At 72.7% G+C, this 15,639-nt stretch carries 12 protein-coding genes and 2 pseudogenes; 9 read left to right on the top strand and 5 right to left on the bottom strand.

All coding sequences use genetic code 11. From position 1 onward, the window contains the following. Positions 1-301 precede the first annotated feature (301 nt). The 7 genes and pseudogenes from ACFWBF_RS25530 to ACFWBF_RS25560 form a co-directional block, all read left to right on the top strand. Positions 302-412, top strand: a pseudogene (locus ACFWBF_RS25530) (carboxyl transferase domain-containing protein); the annotation flags it as partial. Between the two features lie 55 nt (positions 413-467). Then, positions 468-659 (top strand): annotated as a pseudogene (locus tag ACFWBF_RS25535) (carboxyl transferase domain-containing protein); the annotation flags it as partial. A gap of 11 nt (positions 660-670) precedes the next feature. Beyond that, complete coding sequence (locus ACFWBF_RS25540; RefSeq protein WP_385606007.1) at positions 671-871, top strand: acyl-CoA carboxylase epsilon subunit; 201 nt, start codon at positions 671-673, stop codon at positions 869-871. A gap of 194 nt (positions 872-1,065) precedes the next feature. Then, positions 1,066-2,697, top strand: coding sequence for a phospholipase D-like domain-containing protein (locus ACFWBF_RS25545; protein ID WP_385605943.1), 1,632 nt, complete (start codon positions 1,066-1,068; stop codon positions 2,695-2,697). A 154-nt stretch (positions 2,698-2,851) separates the two neighbouring features. Next, the gene (locus ACFWBF_RS25550; RefSeq protein ID WP_385605945.1) at positions 2,852-3,913 is read left to right on the top strand and encodes a ketoacyl-ACP synthase III family protein; all 1,062 of its coding nucleotides are present in this window, start codon (positions 2,852-2,854) and stop codon (positions 3,911-3,913) included. Positions 3,914-4,140: 227 nt separating this feature from the next. Then, positions 4,141-5,352, top strand: a complete 1,212-nt coding sequence (locus ACFWBF_RS25555) for a cytochrome P450 (protein ID WP_385605947.1) — start codon at positions 4,141-4,143, stop codon at positions 5,350-5,352. Positions 5,353-5,355: 3 nt separating this feature from the next. Next, on the top strand, positions 5,356-5,835 hold the full coding sequence (locus tag ACFWBF_RS25560) for a hypothetical protein (RefSeq protein ID WP_385605949.1): 480 nt from the start codon (positions 5,356-5,358) through the stop codon (positions 5,833-5,835). Positions 5,836-5,850: 15 nt separating this feature from the next. Here ACFWBF_RS25560 and ACFWBF_RS25565 read toward each other — a convergent pair whose 3' ends face one another. Then, positions 5,851-8,379, bottom strand: a complete 2,529-nt coding sequence (locus ACFWBF_RS25565) for a Helicase associated domain protein (protein ID WP_385605951.1) — start codon at positions 8,377-8,379, stop codon at positions 5,851-5,853. Positions 8,380-8,480: 101 nt separating this feature from the next. On the opposite strand from ACFWBF_RS25565, the gene ACFWBF_RS25570 reads away from it, so the two are divergent. Beyond that, entirely contained in the window at positions 8,481-10,079 is a 1,599-nt protein-coding gene (locus ACFWBF_RS25570; protein ID WP_385605953.1) for a PQQ-binding-like beta-propeller repeat protein, read from the top strand. A gap of 63 nt (positions 10,080-10,142) precedes the next feature. Continuing rightward, the gene (locus ACFWBF_RS25575; RefSeq protein WP_385605955.1) at positions 10,143-10,883 is read left to right on the top strand and encodes a hypothetical protein; all 741 of its coding nucleotides are present in this window, start codon (positions 10,143-10,145) and stop codon (positions 10,881-10,883) included. A 114-nt stretch (positions 10,884-10,997) separates the two neighbouring features. Here the strand turns inward: ACFWBF_RS25575 and ACFWBF_RS25580 are convergent, their stop codons facing one another. The 4 genes from ACFWBF_RS25580 to ACFWBF_RS25595 all read right to left on the bottom strand — a co-directional run bounded on the left by ACFWBF_RS25580 (position 10,998) and on the right by ACFWBF_RS25595 (position 15,534). Continuing rightward, complete coding sequence (locus ACFWBF_RS25580) at positions 10,998-11,723, bottom strand: SDR family NAD(P)-dependent oxidoreductase (protein ID WP_385605957.1); 726 nt, start codon at positions 11,721-11,723, stop codon at positions 10,998-11,000. 61 nt (positions 11,724-11,784) lie between these two features. Beyond that, positions 11,785-13,020: an MFS transporter gene (locus tag ACFWBF_RS25585; protein ID WP_385605959.1), complete on the bottom strand. Its 1,236-nt coding sequence runs from the start codon at positions 13,018-13,020 to the stop codon at positions 11,785-11,787. 16 nt (positions 13,021-13,036) lie between these two features. Continuing rightward, positions 13,037-14,434 (bottom strand): aldehyde dehydrogenase family protein, encoded by a 1,398-nt coding sequence (locus ACFWBF_RS25590; protein WP_385605961.1) that lies wholly within the window; start codon positions 14,432-14,434, stop codon positions 13,037-13,039. Then, positions 14,434-15,534, bottom strand: coding sequence for a phenazine biosynthesis protein (locus ACFWBF_RS25595; protein WP_385605963.1), 1,101 nt, complete (start codon positions 15,532-15,534; stop codon positions 14,434-14,436). Before ACFWBF_RS25595 ends, ACFWBF_RS25590 begins: the two co-directional genes overlap by 1 nt. Between the last annotated feature and the right edge of the window lie 105 nt (positions 15,535-15,639).

The raw sequence follows: 15,639 nt of genomic DNA on the forward strand, positions 1-15,639 counted from the left end.
TGGTTTTTTTCGTTGGGGGTCCCGGCGGGGGCGCGCCCTTTTTTGGCCCGATCAACCTTTTTCCCGGCGGTTGGGGCGGGGGGGGGGGCCCCCCCCCGGGGGGGGGGGCCCCCCCCCCCCCCCGCCACGACATGACGGGCAGGCTGCTTCCGGGCGACCTGCCCGTTTGTCTACGTGTTTGTCGACGTACGGGGGTCGCCCGGACGCTCCGGCGGTCGCCCGCGCGGCGGGGCGCACCCCTTCCCGGGGCCCGGCCGCGGCTCTTCCCGCGGGCAAACGCTCCGGGGGTAGGCCCGACTTCGTGTTCATGGTCCGCGGCACCTCGCAGATGTTCATCACCGGCCCCGACGTCGTCCAGGCCGTCACCGGCGCCCAGGTCACCATGGAGTCGCTCGGCGGCGCCGACGCCCACGCCCACGCCGACGCCCACGCCGACGCCTCCGGCGTCGCGACGTTCGCGTACGACCGACGCGACGCGCGCGCAGCGAATCAAGGAGTACGCGACCGAGCTGATGCACCCTTACTACGCGGCGGAGCGCGGCCTGGTCGACGATGTCATCGATCCGGCGGACACCCGCACCCGCCTGATCGACGCCCTCACCATGCTGCGTGCCAAGAAGGCCCCCTCCCCGCCCGCAAACGGAAACCTGCCGCTATGACGCATCCAGACATGACGCATCCAGAACTCACCCTGGCCTCGCTCCGGATCCTCAACGGCGCCCCCTCGATGGAGGAACTCGCCGTACTCGCGGTGCTCCTGACCGCGAGGCTCCAGACCCCCGAGCCGCCCGAACCCCCTGCGGTGGCCCCCACTCCGCTGCGGCGCCACTCCACCCCCCACTACACCTCCCCCCGCGCCTGGGCCTCCTGACGGCCCGCCCAGGGGTGGGCGAAGGGCCAGGCGGGAGGGTATGGAAGCGGGATGGCCGATTCCGGCATACCCGACTTCCACCCCTCCCACCGGCCTGATAACTTCCGCGAGTTGATCTTGATGTCGATCTCGATCACGTCTGTCGTTGCGCCGCACCGCGCCGCAGGCCACCCCCCTCGCACAAGGAAGTCACATTGCACCGCCTCGCACCGCACAGCAGCCTCCTCGCCCGCGCCGCCGCCCCGGCCGCCCTCCTCGCCCTGCTCCTGCCCGCGACCTCGGCGGCCGCGGCCGACGCGCCCGCGACACCCCATCTCGACGCGGTCGAGCAGACCCTGCGCCAGGTGTCGCCCGGCCTCGAAGGCCAGGTGTGGGAGCGCACCGCCGGCAACACCCTCGACGCCTCGGCCCCCGGCGGCGGCGACTGGCTGCTGCAGACCCCCGGCTGCTGGGGCGATGACACCTGCGCCACGCGCCCGGGCACCGAGCGCCTGCTGTCGAAGATCACCGAGAACATCTCCCAGGCGACGCGCACCGTCGACATATCGACCCTCGCGCCCTTCCCCAACGGCGCGTTCCAGGACGCCGTCGTCGCCGGCCTCAAGGCCTCGGCCGCCCGCGGCAACAAGCTGACGGTACGCGTCCTCGTGGGCGCGGCGCCCCTCTACCACCTCAATGTGGTGCCCTCGAAGTACCGCGACGAGCTCGTCTCGAAGCTCGGCCCGGACGCCTCCCGCGTCACCCTCAACGTGGCGTCGATGACGACCTCGAAGACCGCGTTCTCCTGGAACCACTCCAAGCTCCTCGTGGTCGACAACCAGTCCGTGGTCACCGGCGGCATCAACAGCTGGAAGGACGACTACCTCGAGACCACCCACCCGGTGGCCGACGTCGATCTCGCCCTCAAGGGACCGGCCGCCGCCTCCGCGGGCCGCTACCTGGACCAGCTGTGGTCCTGGACCTGCCAGAACAAGAGCAACATCGCCAGCGTCTGGTTCGCTTCCTCCAACAATGCCGCCTGCCTGGCGACCCTGGCCCCGTCGGCCGGCCCCGCCGCGCCCGCGGGCGCCCCGGCCGCGCCCGGCAACGTACCCGTGATCGCCGTCGGCGGCCTCGGCGTCGGCATCAGGCAGAGCGACCCCGCCTCCGCCTTCCGCCCCACCCTCCCCACCGCCCCCGACACCAAGTGCACGGTCGGCCTGCACGACAACACCAACGCCGACCGCGATTACGACACGGTCAACCCGGAGGAGAGCGCCCTGCGCACGCTCGTCTCCAGCGCGACCCGGCACATCGAGATCTCGCAGCAGGACGTCAACGCGACCTGCCCGCCGCTGCCCCGCTACGACATCCGCCTCTACGACGCGCTGGCCGCCAAGCTCTCCGCCGGCGTCAAGGTGCGCATCGTCGTCAGCGACCCCGCCAACCGGGGCGCGGTCGGCAGCGGCGGCTACTCCCAGATCAAGTCGCTCTCCGAGGTCAGCGACACCCTCCGTAACCGCCTCGCCCTCATCACCGGCGACCAGCAGAGCGCCCGTACCGCCCTGTGCTCGAACCTCCAGCTGGCCACCTTCCGCAGCTCGGCGAGCCCGAAGTGGGCCGACGGCCACCCGTACGCGCAGCACCACAAGCTGGTCTCCGTAGACGACTCGGCCTTCTACATCGGCTCCAAGAACCTCTACCCCTCCTGGCTCCAGGACTTCGGGTACGTGGTCGAGAGCCCCGCGGCGGCCCGGCAGCTCACCTCCCAGCTCCTGGCCCCCCAGTGGCAGTACTCGCAGGCCACCGCCACGGTCGACCACGAGCGCGGCATCTGCCAGGCCTGATTTCCCGCCCCCACGTCCTTGCCCGGCGCAGCGCGCCGGGCAAGGCGCGGTCGATCCAGGTTCCACTGGTGGTCGAGGCCCGTGTCTAGGTTTGAACGTGACGGATCCCCGCTTTGGCGGGGACGGTGCACTGCAAAAAACGTACGGGGGCTTCATGAAAATCAGTGAACCGCTTTCTCTGGAGGCGGCCACCTGGCTGCCCGAGGAACGGGAACGGGTGTCCGACCTCCTGGCAGCGGGCCGCCTCACCGAGGCGGAAACCGAGCAGCTCGGCCTGACCGAGGTGCCGGTGTCCGACATACCGGGACCGCAGCTGGCCGTGCGCGCCGCCGAACGCGTGCTCGCCGCCACGCGGTTCGACCCCGCGCGCATCGGCCTGGTCGCGCACGCCTGGCTCTACCACCAGGGCCATGACTTCTGGTCACCCCCGCACTACGTCGCCGACCGGCTCGGCGCGCACGACGCGCTGCCGATCGGCGTACGTCAGATGTCCAACGGCGGCGTCGCCGCGCTCGGCGTCGCCGTGGACAGGCTCCTCGCCGATCCCACGGTCGAAGCCGCGCTGGTCACCACCGGCGACCGGTTCGTCCCGCCCGGCTTCAACCGCTGGCGGGCGGACTACGGAGCCGTCTACGGCGACGCCGGCACCGCGGCCCTGCTGCGCCGCCACGACCCGGACGGCCAGGAGCCCGAGGGCCAGGCCGCGGAGCGCTCCGGTCCCACCCTGCTGCTGCGCTCCCTCACCTTCGCGACGGCCGCGGAGTACGAGGCCATGTACCGCGGCCGGGACCCCTTCACCGAGGTGCCCCTCCAGGCCGGCATCCCCGTCGACGTCCGCCGGCCCAAGAAGGCGTACCTCGAGGAGCACGGCGGGATGGGCCCGTTCCTGAAGTCCGCGGCCGAGGCCGTACGCTCCACCCTCCTGCAGTCGCTGGCGGAGTCGGGCGTCGAGCCCGGAGACCCGCGCATCCGCTGTGTGGCGCTGCCCCGCCTCGGCGAGCACGTCCTGTCCATCACCCACGCCCTCCTCGACGAGATCCTGGGCGTGGAGATCCTGCAACTGCGCGAGGGCAGCGGACACCTGGGCGCCGGAGACCTGCTGGCCAACCTGGCCCACATCTCCGCCTCCCACGGCCTCGCGCCCGGCGAGTTCGCCGTGGTGATCGGCGGAGGCGGCGGCTTCACCTGGTCCTGCGCCGTGGTCGAGGCCGCCTGACCGGTGGCCGCCTGACCGCGGCCGCCAGGGCGCCGCAGCGCAGGGACCGGGCTCGGGCATCAACCCCGGGCCCGGCCCCCGCGCATGCCCCGGCGCGCGCAAGAGCCCAGGTCACAGCGGTGCGAGGCAGCCCCCGGCCACCCGGTACGGCAACGCCGCGGCTACTGTGAAGAAGTGACGTGCCGGCATACGGCGTCACAACGCACGCTCGATTCAGGGGGAATGGAATGGCGCTGCAGCCCGCCATCGTGGAACTGCTCGAGATCAGCCCGGACTTCGTCCGCGACCCGTACCCCGTGTACGCGAAGCTCCGCGAACAGGGGCCCGTCCACCACGTGCGCGCGCCGGGCGGCCGGGAGACCTGGCTGGTCGTCGGACACGACGCCTGCCGTGCGGCCTTCAACGATCCGCGACTGAGCCGCGACTGGCGCCGCTCCGGCAACGTCGGCCAGATCATCAACGCCGACCAGGACCACCCCGCGCTCGCGCACATGCTGATGGCCGACCCGCCGGACCACACCCGGCTGCGCCGCCTGGTCTCCCGGGAGTTCACCCCCCGCCGCATCGAGGCACTGGCGCCCCGCATCCAGCAGATCACCGACGAACTGCTCGACGCCATGGAAGCGGACCCGAAGCGCCGCACCGACCTGATCGACGCCTTCGCCTTCCCGCTGCCGATGACCGTCATCTGCGAGCTGCTCGGCGTACCGGAACTGGACCGCGACGCGTTCCGCGCCTGGTCCAACGAGATGGTCGCCCCGACCAGCCCCGAGGCCGAGGCCTCCGCGTACGCGCAGATGCCCCGGTTCCTGAACGGGCTCATCGACGCCAAGCGCGCGGCGCCCGGCGAAGACCTGCTCAGCGGGATGATCCACGCCGTCGACGACGGCGGCGACCGGCTCACTCCGGACGAGCTGATCGGCATGAGCGTCCTGCTGCTCATCGCCGGACACGAGACCACCGTCAACATGATCGGCAACGGCCTGCGCGCCCTGTTCGCCCACCCCGAGCAGCTCGCCGACCTGCGCGCGGATCTCGACGGACTGCTGGACGGCGCGATCGAGGAGATGCTCCGCCACGACGGCCCGGTCGAGAACTCCACCGAACGGCTCGCCCTGGAGGACGTGGAGATGGGCGGCGTGGTGATCCCGGCGGGCTCCACCGTCCTGATCTCCATGGCCGACGCGGACCGCGACCCGGCCCGCTTCGAGGACGCGGACCGCTTCGACATCCGCCGCGACGCCCGCGGCCACATCGCCTTCGGGCACGGCCTGCACCACTGCCTGGGCGCGCCGCTGGCCCGCACGGAGGGCCGCATCGCGCTCCGCTCGCTGCTGGAGCGCTTCCCGGAGCTGGGCCGTGACGCCGGGAACGAGAAGCTGTCCTGGGTGCCCGGAATGCTGATCCGCGGCGTGCGGGAGCTGCCCGTACGCTGGTGACGCATGGACTGGATGCCCCTGCTCTCCACACTGACCGGCGCCGCCGTCGGTATCGGCGCCACCTTGCTGGGTGACCGCAACCGGTGGCGGCGCGAGGAAAGTCGCCACGCGCTGGAGGTCCGCCGCACGGCGTACACGGAGTTCGTCTCCGCCCTCAAGGCCGCGGGTGAGGAGATACGCGCCGTCGCGCTCGGCGACCACATGTCCGACTCGGCGCGCGACGCGGCGGTGCGCGAGGCGTTCCGTGCCACCGGGCTCTACACGGCGAGCGAACGCCTCTGGCTGATCGGTTCCCCGCAGGTCGTGGCCGCGGGGAACGCGGCGTTCCACGCCCTGCGGGAACTGCGCGACGCCTACGCCGCCGGCGCCCCCGTCGGCTCGCCCCGGGACCGCCCCCTGATCGCCCGCCGCCGCGAGGCCATGGCCACGATGCGCGCCCTCATGCGCGCGGACCTGGGCATCGGACCCCTCGGAATCGAATGAGGGGCCCAAGACCCCCTACGCCCACCGCATCCCGATCCGGTCGAGCTGCGCCACGCGCTCGGCGCCGAGAGCCGCGGCGCGGGTGCGGCAGTTGTTCACCCACGCGCCGAGCCGCAGCTCGCGTTCCCGCTCCTCGATGACGCGGCCGCCGGCGTCCCGCAAGGGCCACGTGACGGTCTCGACGTGCTTCCTGGGCACCGCCAGATGGCCTTCGCGCTCGTAGAAGCGGGTCGCGGCGGCCAGGTTGAGGGCCCACTTCTGCGCCTGGCTCGTCCGGCCGCCGGCCCCGGCCCGCTCCCGAGCGGTGGCCGGCGTCAGCCCCAGCACGTTCTCCAGCATCCACTGCTGTCCGGCGGCGAGGCCCTCCCAGCGCAAGCGCTGGGCGCGGACCCACTGGCCCAGGTCCTCCCCCTGTACGAGGACTTCGCCCGGAGCCACGGGCACCACCCGCCCGGCGCCGCCCTCGACGTACGCCCGCACCAGCGAGAAGCCGCGCTGCCACGCCACCGCCCAGCCCGGACACCAGGCCGGGTCGATCTCCCCGAGCTGCTCGCGCCGCTCCTCGGGCATCGACCACGCCAGCGGCAGTGCCTCCAGCCCCTCGGCCTCCCGCTGTTCGTTCTCCACACTCCGCCGCGCCGCGGCCCGAGCGTTCTTCAGCCACACGCCGACGGGCTGCCCCTGCCAGACGGCGTCGACCGGCGCCAGCAGGTGCCCGTGCTCGCCGGCCCAGCCGCGCGCCGCGGCCAGCCCCTCCTCCCAGGCGACGTCCCGCTCGGACCAGACCATGCCGAGCTCGTCCAACTGCCGGGTCCGCCTGTCGTCGAGCGCACCCTGGGCCCGGCCGCGCCGCGCATCGGAGATCCACTGCCCGAGCGGAAAACCGGCCGCCACCGCCGGCGTTCCCGCCGGCAGCCGCTCCGGGACCCGGTAGGTGAACGGGATCCGCAGGTCCTCGTGCTCCCGGCGGTAGTACGCGGCGGCCTCCAGACCGCGCAGCCACTGCGTCCGCTCCGGCTCCAGCACGCGCAGCTCGATGAACCGGGCGATCCCGGCGGGGTCGCGCGGGGTGGAGAACCTCAACAGCGCATGAGCCGGTCCGCTGACGCCCTCCGCGTCCGGATGCCACTCGCCGGGCTTGCGGGCCACCGCGAGCGGGGTGTAGCGGCTGGGCGCCTGCGGCTCGGCGAGGGTCTCCACGATCCGGGTGTCGTGCGCGCGCAGCGCCTCCAACAGCCGCGCCAGGCCCCCGTACGCCCGCGAGGTGAGCATGTCGTCCGGCGTCTCCCCGGGCCCCAGCAGCACGGGTACGACCAGGGAGGCGACCTTGCCCTCGCCCGGCTGCATCCGCAGCGCCCTGCCCACCGCCTGCACCAGGTCGGGCATGGACCCGCGCAGGTCCGCCCAGAACACCGAGTCGCAGTCCTTGGTGTCCACGCCCTCGCCCAGGACCCGTACGGAACCCAGGAAGCTCTTCTCCACCGCCGTCCCGTCCGCGGCGGCGCCGGCGGCGAAGTCGTCGAGGACCCGCCTGCGGTAGCCGGGCGGATGCTCGCCGCACAGCCAGTCCGCCCACACCGACGCGGGGTACCGCCCCGGATCCAGCGCGTGAAGCCGTCCCGCGACTTCGGGCAGTCCGGCCGCGAACGCCTCGGCCTCCTTGACCTGGTGGTGGAAGACCAGGGTGCGCGCGAAGCCCTCCGAAGCGGCGGCCTTCACCACGGCCGTCTGCAGGGCCGCCATCCGGATCCCGCGGACCTTGTCGGACGTCTGCTCCGCGCCGAGCAGCTTCGCGGCCTGGAACGCGGCATCGGTGATGTCCAGGCACACGACCCGGTAGGGAGCGACGATGTGCCGGTCGATGGCCTGCGACAGCGTCAGGGTGTGGGCGCGGGCGCCGAACGGCCCCTCGGGGTCGTCGTCCATGGACGCGACCAGCCCGCCCGCCGCGCCCCGCTCCTCCTCGCCCCCCTCCCCGGCCTGCCACAGCCGGGGCGTCGCGGTCATGTACAGCCGCCGCGCGGCGGGAATCCGGGCGTTGTCGTGCACCACCGCCCAGGGCCGCCCGAGCCGCCCGGACGTACGGTGTGCCTCGTCCACGACCACGAGGTCCCAGGCGGGAAGCCCGTCCCGGTGCGCACGCTCCAGCGTCCCCAGGCCCAGTGAGGCGTACGTGGAGAACACCGTGACCTGCTCCAGGTGCGCGGTCCACCGCACCAGCTCCTGCGGGACGGTCGTGTTCGCGAACCCCGCCTCGGACTCGCGCAGCGAGGACACCCCCAGCACCGGACCCGTACGCCCGGCCGCGCGCCACGCGGCCTCGCTCTGGGCGAGCAGGTCCAGGGACGGCACCAGCACCAGCACCCGCCGGGCCCGCAGTTCGGCCGCGCTGCGCGCCGCGACGAGGGACTTGCCCGACCCGGTGGCCATCACGACCTGGGTACGCAGCCCCCGCCCGGGCAGCCGGCCGGCGGGCACCTCGAAGGCCTTCAGCACCGCGTCCACGGCCTCCCGCTGATGCGGCCGCAATTCCATCCTCGGCATCCCGAACACCTCTGTTCGCCCACCCCCGGCATCCAGGACCTCGGGGGAAGTAGTCTAAAAATCTATTCTAGAAAGACGGGTGGACGGGACAGACTCTCCCCATGACCGGTCCCACCTTCGGCGAACAGCCGCACCCCGACGGGCACGGGCCCTCGACGCCCGTCGGCTTCGGGCCCCCGATCGAACCACACGGCCCCGGAGCTTTCGGTCCGCCGCCCCAGCCGTGGCCGGTCGCACCCGCTGCTCCCGCCCCCGCCCCCGCCCCCGCGCGCGACCGGTTCACGGACCGGCCGGGCACGGTGGTCGTCGCGGTGCTGGTCGCCGTCCTGCTGGCCATCGGCGGCGGCGCGTTCGCCACCGTCCGCAGCGACCGTGGCCAGCCCCTCGCGCAGGACGGCAAGAAACCGGCCACACCGTCAGGTTCACCCTCGGTCGACCAGGGCGACGGCAAGGGCCCCGGTGTAGGCCGCGACGTCTACGACCCCAACATCGACATCAAGCCAGGTCAGGCCCGGGTCTGGCTGCGCGACAACCAGACCGAGGTCGTCGGCGCGGGAACCACGCAGTTCGGCCCGTGGCGGGTCGGCGACGTGGTGGTCAAGGCGATGTACAAGGAGGTCACCGCCTACGCGGTGGCCGACGGCCAGGAGAAGTGGAAGGTCCCGCTGCAGACGCCGCTGTGCGGAGTTCCGCCGGCCCCCTCCGCCACCGGCAAGCTGGTGCTCGGCGTCCGCGAGAAGGACTCGGAGACCTCGCACTGCACGGATCTCCAGCAGATCGACCTGACCACGGGCAAGGCCGGGTGGAAGGCTCCGGTGCCCCAGGAGAACCCGTACGACACCACGGGGGAGTTCACGCTGGCGATCACCGGTGACACCGTCGCCGTCGCCCGGACGGCCGTCATGAGCGGCTTCTCGGTCACCGACGGCAGGAAGCTCTTCGGTACGTCGAGCGAGAACGGCTGCTCCCCGCGCGAGTTCGCCGGGGGCTCTCGGCTGATGCTCGTACGCAACTGCCCCGAGGTGGTGATGCTCCAGGAAGTGGACCCGGCCACGGGCACCGCCAAGTGGAGCCACCAGTACGACAAGGGCTGGAAACTCGGCCGGGTCCTGTCCATGGACCCGCTCGTGGTCGCCGCCTACCACAACGAACGGAAGGTCTGGAACATCACGGCGTTCACCCCGGACGGCAAGGTCCGCTCGCAGAGCGACGCCGAGTTCGGGGTCACCGGCCGCTGCAACGGATGGGGCAACGCGGACGGCCTCCAGGAGTGTGGCGCCGCCGTGGCCGACGCCGACACGCTCTACATCGGTGCGGGCAAGCCCGGCAAGTCCCTCGGCATCGACGACACCAACCAGGTCGTCGCCGTCGACCTGAACACCGGCAAGGAGAAGTGGCGCACCATCGAGCAGCCCAAGGGCCGCACCGTGTGGCCGCTCGCGATCGAGAACGGCAGGGCCGTCGTGTACGTCTCGCCCGGCAGCGGCGAGGCGGCCTCCGTCGTGTCCCTTGCCCCCGCCGACGGCGCCTCGCAGCCGCTCCTGCAGAGCCCGGCCGCGGCCGAGGGCGCCGAGGGCGTCTTCTACACCTCGGCCCTGCGCATCGCCTGGGCGGGCGGACGGCTGTTCCTGCTCAACGGCAGGGTCTACAGCCCTGAGCCCAGGAAGACGAGCCGCGCGCTCCTGTCCTTCGGCAAGTAGCCCGCGTACGCAACCAGGACCAGGACCAGGCAAGCAAGCAAGCAAGCAAGGAGGAGGCGCCCGGTGCGCAATCCGCAGGACGACGCCGAAAGGCGCAGGATCGTCATCGGGATCTACGCGGTGACGGCGGTGGCGGCCACCGCTGCCGCCGTCGGCGCCCTGGCGATGGTCCACAGGGCCGAGGACCGCACCGGCGCCTCCTCGACCGCGGGGTGGAAGACGGTGGTCAACCCCGAGCACGGCACCGCGTTCGACGTCCCGCCGGACTGGGAGGTCGTCTCCTCCAGCGTCTTCAGCGGCTATGCGGACCACAAGGACCCGGACAAGGCCCTCATCGGGCACACGGCGCCCGCGTTCTTCAAGTCCAAGTGGTGCAGCATCGACGGCAACGGCGACGGCGTGGTCAACGACGTCCACCTCGCCAGCACCGGAACCAAGGGTGCCGACGGCGCCAAGTCCACCGCCGAGGTCGCCGAGAAGACCGCCCCGACCTGGGTCTACGCCGCCTACACCCAGCCGGACAAGTCCGTCGTGAAGTGGGACAAGCCGGTGGAGTACACCACGAAGTACGGAGTCAAGGGAACCTACGTCAAGGCCCACTCCGAGGGCTCCGAAAAGTCCAACCGCTGCGATGGTGACGGCAAGGCGATCGCCTTCGGCTTCAAGAACTCCCAGGGCGACTTCGTCGCCTGGGACTTCTACGGCCGCACGGGCGTGCCCGGCGCCGTCAGCGACAAGCTGATCATGCGGATCCTGAGCACGGTCCGCCTGTCGGGAGACCCGAAGCCCACGGCCCCGCTGTGACCGTCCCGCCGGCGCCCCGCACCCCGCGTGGCAAGGTCGGCCCGGGAGAGCCCGCCCGGTGGTGTCCTCACCCGGGCGGGCGCCGGTGCGCGGGAGCCCCGCAAGCGCGGGGCGTCAGCGCGTCGGGATCACGCCCCCGTCCACGCGCAGCACCTGCCCGGTGATGTGCCGCGCGGCGGGCGAGGCGATGAACCGCACCACGTCGGCCACGTCCTCGGGCCGCCCGGCCCGGCCCACCAGGGTCTCCGCCACCCGCTCCTCGTGGAAGGCGGCGGAGCGGCGGTCCCGGAAGAACTCCGTGCTGTCGATGTACCCGGGCGCCACGACATTGCAGGTCACTCCGCGCGGCCCCAACTGCCCGGCGAGGAAGATGTTCCAGGTGTTCATCGCCGCCTTGGCCGCGCCGTACGAGCCCGCGCCACGGTCCGCGGCGAAGGAGCCGATGTTGACCACCGCACCCCCCGGGCCCAGCAGCTTGTCCACCGCGGCCGTGGTCAGGACGGCGCCGAGCAGGTTCGCGTCCAGATTGGCCCGCCACCGCTCCGCGAGCCCCCGCAGGTCGCTCGGCGGGGCACCGTCGAACTCGCGGTTGCCGCCCGCGTTGTTGACCAGTACGTCGACCACGTCCGGCAACCGCCCGCGCAGCGCCTCCAACTGCTCCGGGTCGGTGGCGTCGCAGACCACGGTGGTCAGCGCGCCCTCCAACTCCTCGGCGGCGCTGCTCAGCACCTCCGGCCGGCGACCGGTGATGATCACGTGGTCGCCGCCCGCCAGGAAGGCCGCGGCGACCGCCTTGCCTATGCCCGTGCCGCCACCGGTGACCAGGACTGTCCGAGTCATCTCCACACTCCTCAAGAGTTTGGTGCTGCTGGTTGATGTCCGGTCGACGCGCTGAGAGGGGTCAACCGCGATTGCGCTCGGCGGGCAGGGGCGCCGCGGCCCCCGCCGTCCCTGCCCGCTGCTGCTGCGCGAGCGTCGTCGCGAACCGCGCCCGGGCCACCGGGCCGATCAGCGCGACCGGCAGGGTGACGGCAGCGGCGATGGCGAACAGCGGGCCGAAGTGCTTCTCGTCGGCCAGCCCGCTGACCAGGAAGGTGCTCAGGGCCGCCCCGGTGTACACCGCGCTCGCCACCAGCGAGGTGGCGATGCCGCGGACCTGCGGCGGGGCCACCTGCGTGCCCCAGGTCTGCACGATGGACTGCACCAGCGCGAAGGCGAGCCCCGAAAGGACGCTGCCCGCCAGGACGGTGGCCATCGACTGCGCGGGCACGCACACCAGATAGCCCGCGCAGAGCAGCGCCCCGCCCACTCCGAAGTGGGTGGCCGCCGAGACCCTTTCGCCCAGGGTCCGCACCGCGAGCCCGCCCGCGACGGCGGCCAGCCCGTAGCTGCCGGTGACGAGCCCGGCGTCCACGATGCTGTGGCCGCCCACCTGCAGCGCGGCGTTGAAGAAGTTGAAGAAGCCCAGCATCGCCGCGCCCTCGAACACCGCGAACACCACCAGGAAACGGAACCATCCGATACGGAACACCGTGGCCAGCCGCTCGCCCACGCTCATCCCGGCCGGAGCCGCGGAGTGCGCCTCGGGCATCCGCCCGAACGCCACCGCGAGCACCGGCGCGCAGACGGCGACCAGCAGGATCGCGGCCCGCCAGCTCCACAGGTGGGTGAACACGCCCGCGACCACGGTCGCGCCCGCCGTACCCACCGCTCCGGCCGCCAGCAGGCTGGCCACCGTCCGCTGCCGCCGCTCGAACGGCAGCCGGTCGCCCACGTAGGCGACCATCACCGGCAGCAGGGCCGCCGCCGAGGCCCCGGCGAGCGCCCGGCCCAGGATCAGCAGCCCCAGGTTGGGGGCCAGCCCCGAGAGGACGTCGGCGACGCACATGCCGAGCAGTGCGAACCGCATCACCCGGACCCGCCCGAACACGTCCGAGATCAGCCCGTGCACCGGCTGCATGATGCCGAACAGCAGCAGGTACGCCGTGAGCGCGACGGTCACCGAGGCCACGCTGACGTGCAGCCCCTTGGCCGCCGGCAGCAGCAGCGGGGTGATCACGATCCGGTCGAAGTTTCCGAGGAAGGAACCGGCGTACAGCAGTTGGAGGTGTTTGCTCTCGGCGGCCGGCTTGTTCATGGGGAGGGCTCCTTGCCTAGCGGGGCTGCGGGGGATCGAAGGGAGCCGTTCCGAAGCCCCGCGCCTCCATCAGCTCGTGGCTCAGGTATCCGTCGTGGGGACTGACGTCGCCGGCGCTGTACGTAGGCAACGGCCCCAGCAGCACCTTGCGGATCGACCGCTCCCGCAGGGCCGCCAGCGCGAGGTCCGGCTCGTCGCCGAGGATCGTCAGCGCGAGGGTGTCGCGCAGCGGCCCGAAGCCCTCCGCACGCTGCCAGGGCAGCACCCACACACAGGGGAACGACAGCTCGATCCGCGCCCCGGGATGGTCGGAGCGGTCGCACAGCAGCACCGCCGGCCGCAGCCCCGCCGAGCCGTCGCCGAGGTCCGCCACCGGCCCGTCCGGGTAACGGGCGGCGGTGACGTCGACCGCACCGTCCTGCCGGGAGGCCAGGTGCGCGCGCAGAGCGAGCGCCTCGGCCAGCGGCAGCACCGGCACCTCGGCCGCCGGGGACTGCGGCGGCGCAGCGGTCAGCCGGGCCAGCCGGTCGGCCAGCGCCTCGGCGAGCACCGCCGGGTCGCCCTCGGTGAACACGGCGGTGGCGTTGGTGCACCGCATGCCGGCGTCGTAACCCACCGAAGCGCAGATGACGTCGAGGGTCTGCTCGGTGACCGGGCCGGTGTGCAGCAGCTTCGAGCGCCCCGGGCCGCGCAGGACGACCCGCCGGTCCTGGCCGTAGCGCTGTTCGGCCGCGTCCCCGCCGAAGACCAGGCTCAGGTCGGCGGCTTCCACGAGCGCGTCGGCCGTGGCATGGCTGCCGGGCAGCAGCGAAAGGTAGTGCGGGGCGACCCCGGCCTCCAGCAGCGCGGCGATCATCCGCGCCGGGGTGAACGGATCACGGGTGCCCGGCCGCACCACCAGCCGGTACCCGCAGGCCAGCGCGGTGAGCCACTGGGTGTGCGTACCGGGGTTGTTGCTCGGGGCGATCACGGCGAGCACGTCGCCGCGCCGCGCCCACACCGCCGAGATCTCGCCGGGCGCGATGTCGCCGCCGAGCCCCGCCGGCCGTTCCGCGAGGACGCGGGCGCCGACGCCCGCGAAGGTCTTGGCCACGTCCTGGAGCGAGTGGCGGGCCACGGTGACGGGCACCCCGGCGACCCGGGCCTGCAGCTCGCAGTACGCCGCGGGGGACAGCCCGTTCAGCGTGGCCGTGGCGAACAGCTCGCCCGCCCGCCTCAGCACCTCCGCGTCGGGGGTGCGTTCCGGCCCGGTGCGGGCCTGCGCCACGGTCAGCCGGGCCAGCAGCGGCGGCGCCAGGTGGACGGTGGCCAGGGGCGTGCCGTCCACCCCGCACAGTCGCGCCTGCTCCGCCGACCGGGCCGGGAGGCCGGCCCGGAGCAGCGGGATCTCGTACAGCTCCGTCGCGACCGTCATCAGTAGACGCCCTCGACCACGCCGGCGCCGCCGCCCTCGTACGGGCGCACCGCCGACAGCTCGATGCCGGGGAAGGCGTCGGCCGAGGCCCGGCGCGTGGCCAGGTCCCGTTCCAGGGTGGGCGGGGTGAAGTAGTCCCGGGTCAGCACCGTGATGACGACCCGCCCGTCCTCGTCGTCGGCCACGGCGCGGCCGGGGTCCTCGGGATCGACCAGCTCGACGACGGTGTACGGGTAGTACGGCCGGAAGGTGCAGGCCGCCGCGTCACCGGGACGGCGGGTGCGCTGCGGGGCGACGCCCATCATCGTGTTCCCGTAGGCCCCGGCGAGCTTCGCCTCGGGGAAGACCTCCTCCTCGAACAGGCGCAGCGTCTCGGAGTCCATGCTGGTGCCGCCCCAGATGATCCCGCGCACCGCCGCGCGCAGCGGTGCGTACACGTCCTCGCGGGCGGCGATGGCCTCCAGGATTTTGGGGGTGGTGGAGATGCCGCGGATGTCCTGGGTGGTGAGCACGTCCTTGACCTGGTCGAGGATGTGGTCGACGTAGCGCCGGTACTCGTCGTGACGGCCCTGGGTGACGCAGCGGCGCACCCAGCGCGGGTCGATGTCCACGAAGTAGCAGAGGTGTCCGCGCAGTTCGGCCAGCGTGCCGATGTTCTTGGACATCACGTGCGGTCCGGTGGGCCCGATGTGCAGCCAGTGCCCCTCGCCCGCCGGGAAGCCCTGCTCGTCGAGCATCATGGACTGCCAGGCCACGTTGCGCCGGCGCGAGGTGGCGTCGACGATCCGCTTGGGCGCCCCGGTGGCGCCCCCGGACTCGTGGATCCCGAAGCGGGCCGCCTGGCCCAGGCTGCCGCGCGGGATCAGCTGATCGGCGGCGATCCGGCTCCAGTCGACCGAGACCTCTTCGAACAGGCGCAGGTCCGCCAGGCTCTGGACGTCCGTGCGGGGGTCGAAGCCGAAGGTCTTCGCCCGGTCCACCCAGTACGGGCTTCCGGTGAGCGGGGAGAAGTGCCACTCCATGGTCGCCCGGACGAGGTCGTCGATGTCGGGGGACCGTTCGAGGGGGGATTCAAATACGGAACTGAAGTCGTCAGCCATCTCGGATCGATCCCGTCGTAAGCCGTTCCGCTGATTGTCAGTAGCCCTGATGAGTTTTCAGTATGTGGGTCTCTTCGCGAGGCCGTCAAGGCTGCACGGGTGATC

Origin of the sequence: Streptomyces sp. NPDC060028 (genome assembly GCF_042736725.1) — a bacterium.
In the GTDB taxonomy this organism is placed as follows: Bacteria; Actinomycetota; Actinomycetes; order Streptomycetales; family Streptomycetaceae; genus Streptomyces.

Coding starts and splice junctions, on each gene's coding strand:
- ACFWBF_RS25560 (WP_385605949.1), top strand. CDS start 5,356: ATGGACTGGATGCCCCTGCTCTCCACACTGACCGGCGCCGCCGTCGGT.
- ACFWBF_RS25580 (WP_385605957.1), bottom strand. CDS start 11,723: ATGACTCGGACAGTCCTGGTCACCGGTGGCGGCACGGGCATAGGCAAG.
- ACFWBF_RS25590 (WP_385605961.1), bottom strand. CDS start 14,434: ATGACGGTCGCGACGGAGCTGTACGAGATCCCGCTGCTCCGGGCCGGC.
- ACFWBF_RS25595 (WP_385605963.1), bottom strand. CDS start 15,534: ATGGCTGACGACTTCAGTTCCGTATTTGAATCCCCCCTCGAACGGTCC.
- ACFWBF_RS25570 (WP_385605953.1), top strand. CDS start 8,481: ATGACCGGTCCCACCTTCGGCGAACAGCCGCACCCCGACGGGCACGGG.
- ACFWBF_RS25540 (WP_385606007.1), top strand. CDS start 671: ATGACGCATCCAGAACTCACCCTGGCCTCGCTCCGGATCCTCAACGGC.
- ACFWBF_RS25565 (WP_385605951.1), bottom strand. CDS start 8,379: ATGCCGAGGATGGAATTGCGGCCGCATCAGCGGGAGGCCGTGGACGCG.
- ACFWBF_RS25585 (WP_385605959.1), bottom strand. CDS start 13,020: ATGAACAAGCCGGCCGCCGAGAGCAAACACCTCCAACTGCTGTACGCC.
- ACFWBF_RS25555 (WP_385605947.1), top strand. CDS start 4,141: ATGGCGCTGCAGCCCGCCATCGTGGAACTGCTCGAGATCAGCCCGGAC.
- ACFWBF_RS25550 (WP_385605945.1), top strand. CDS start 2,852: ATGAAAATCAGTGAACCGCTTTCTCTGGAGGCGGCCACCTGGCTGCCC.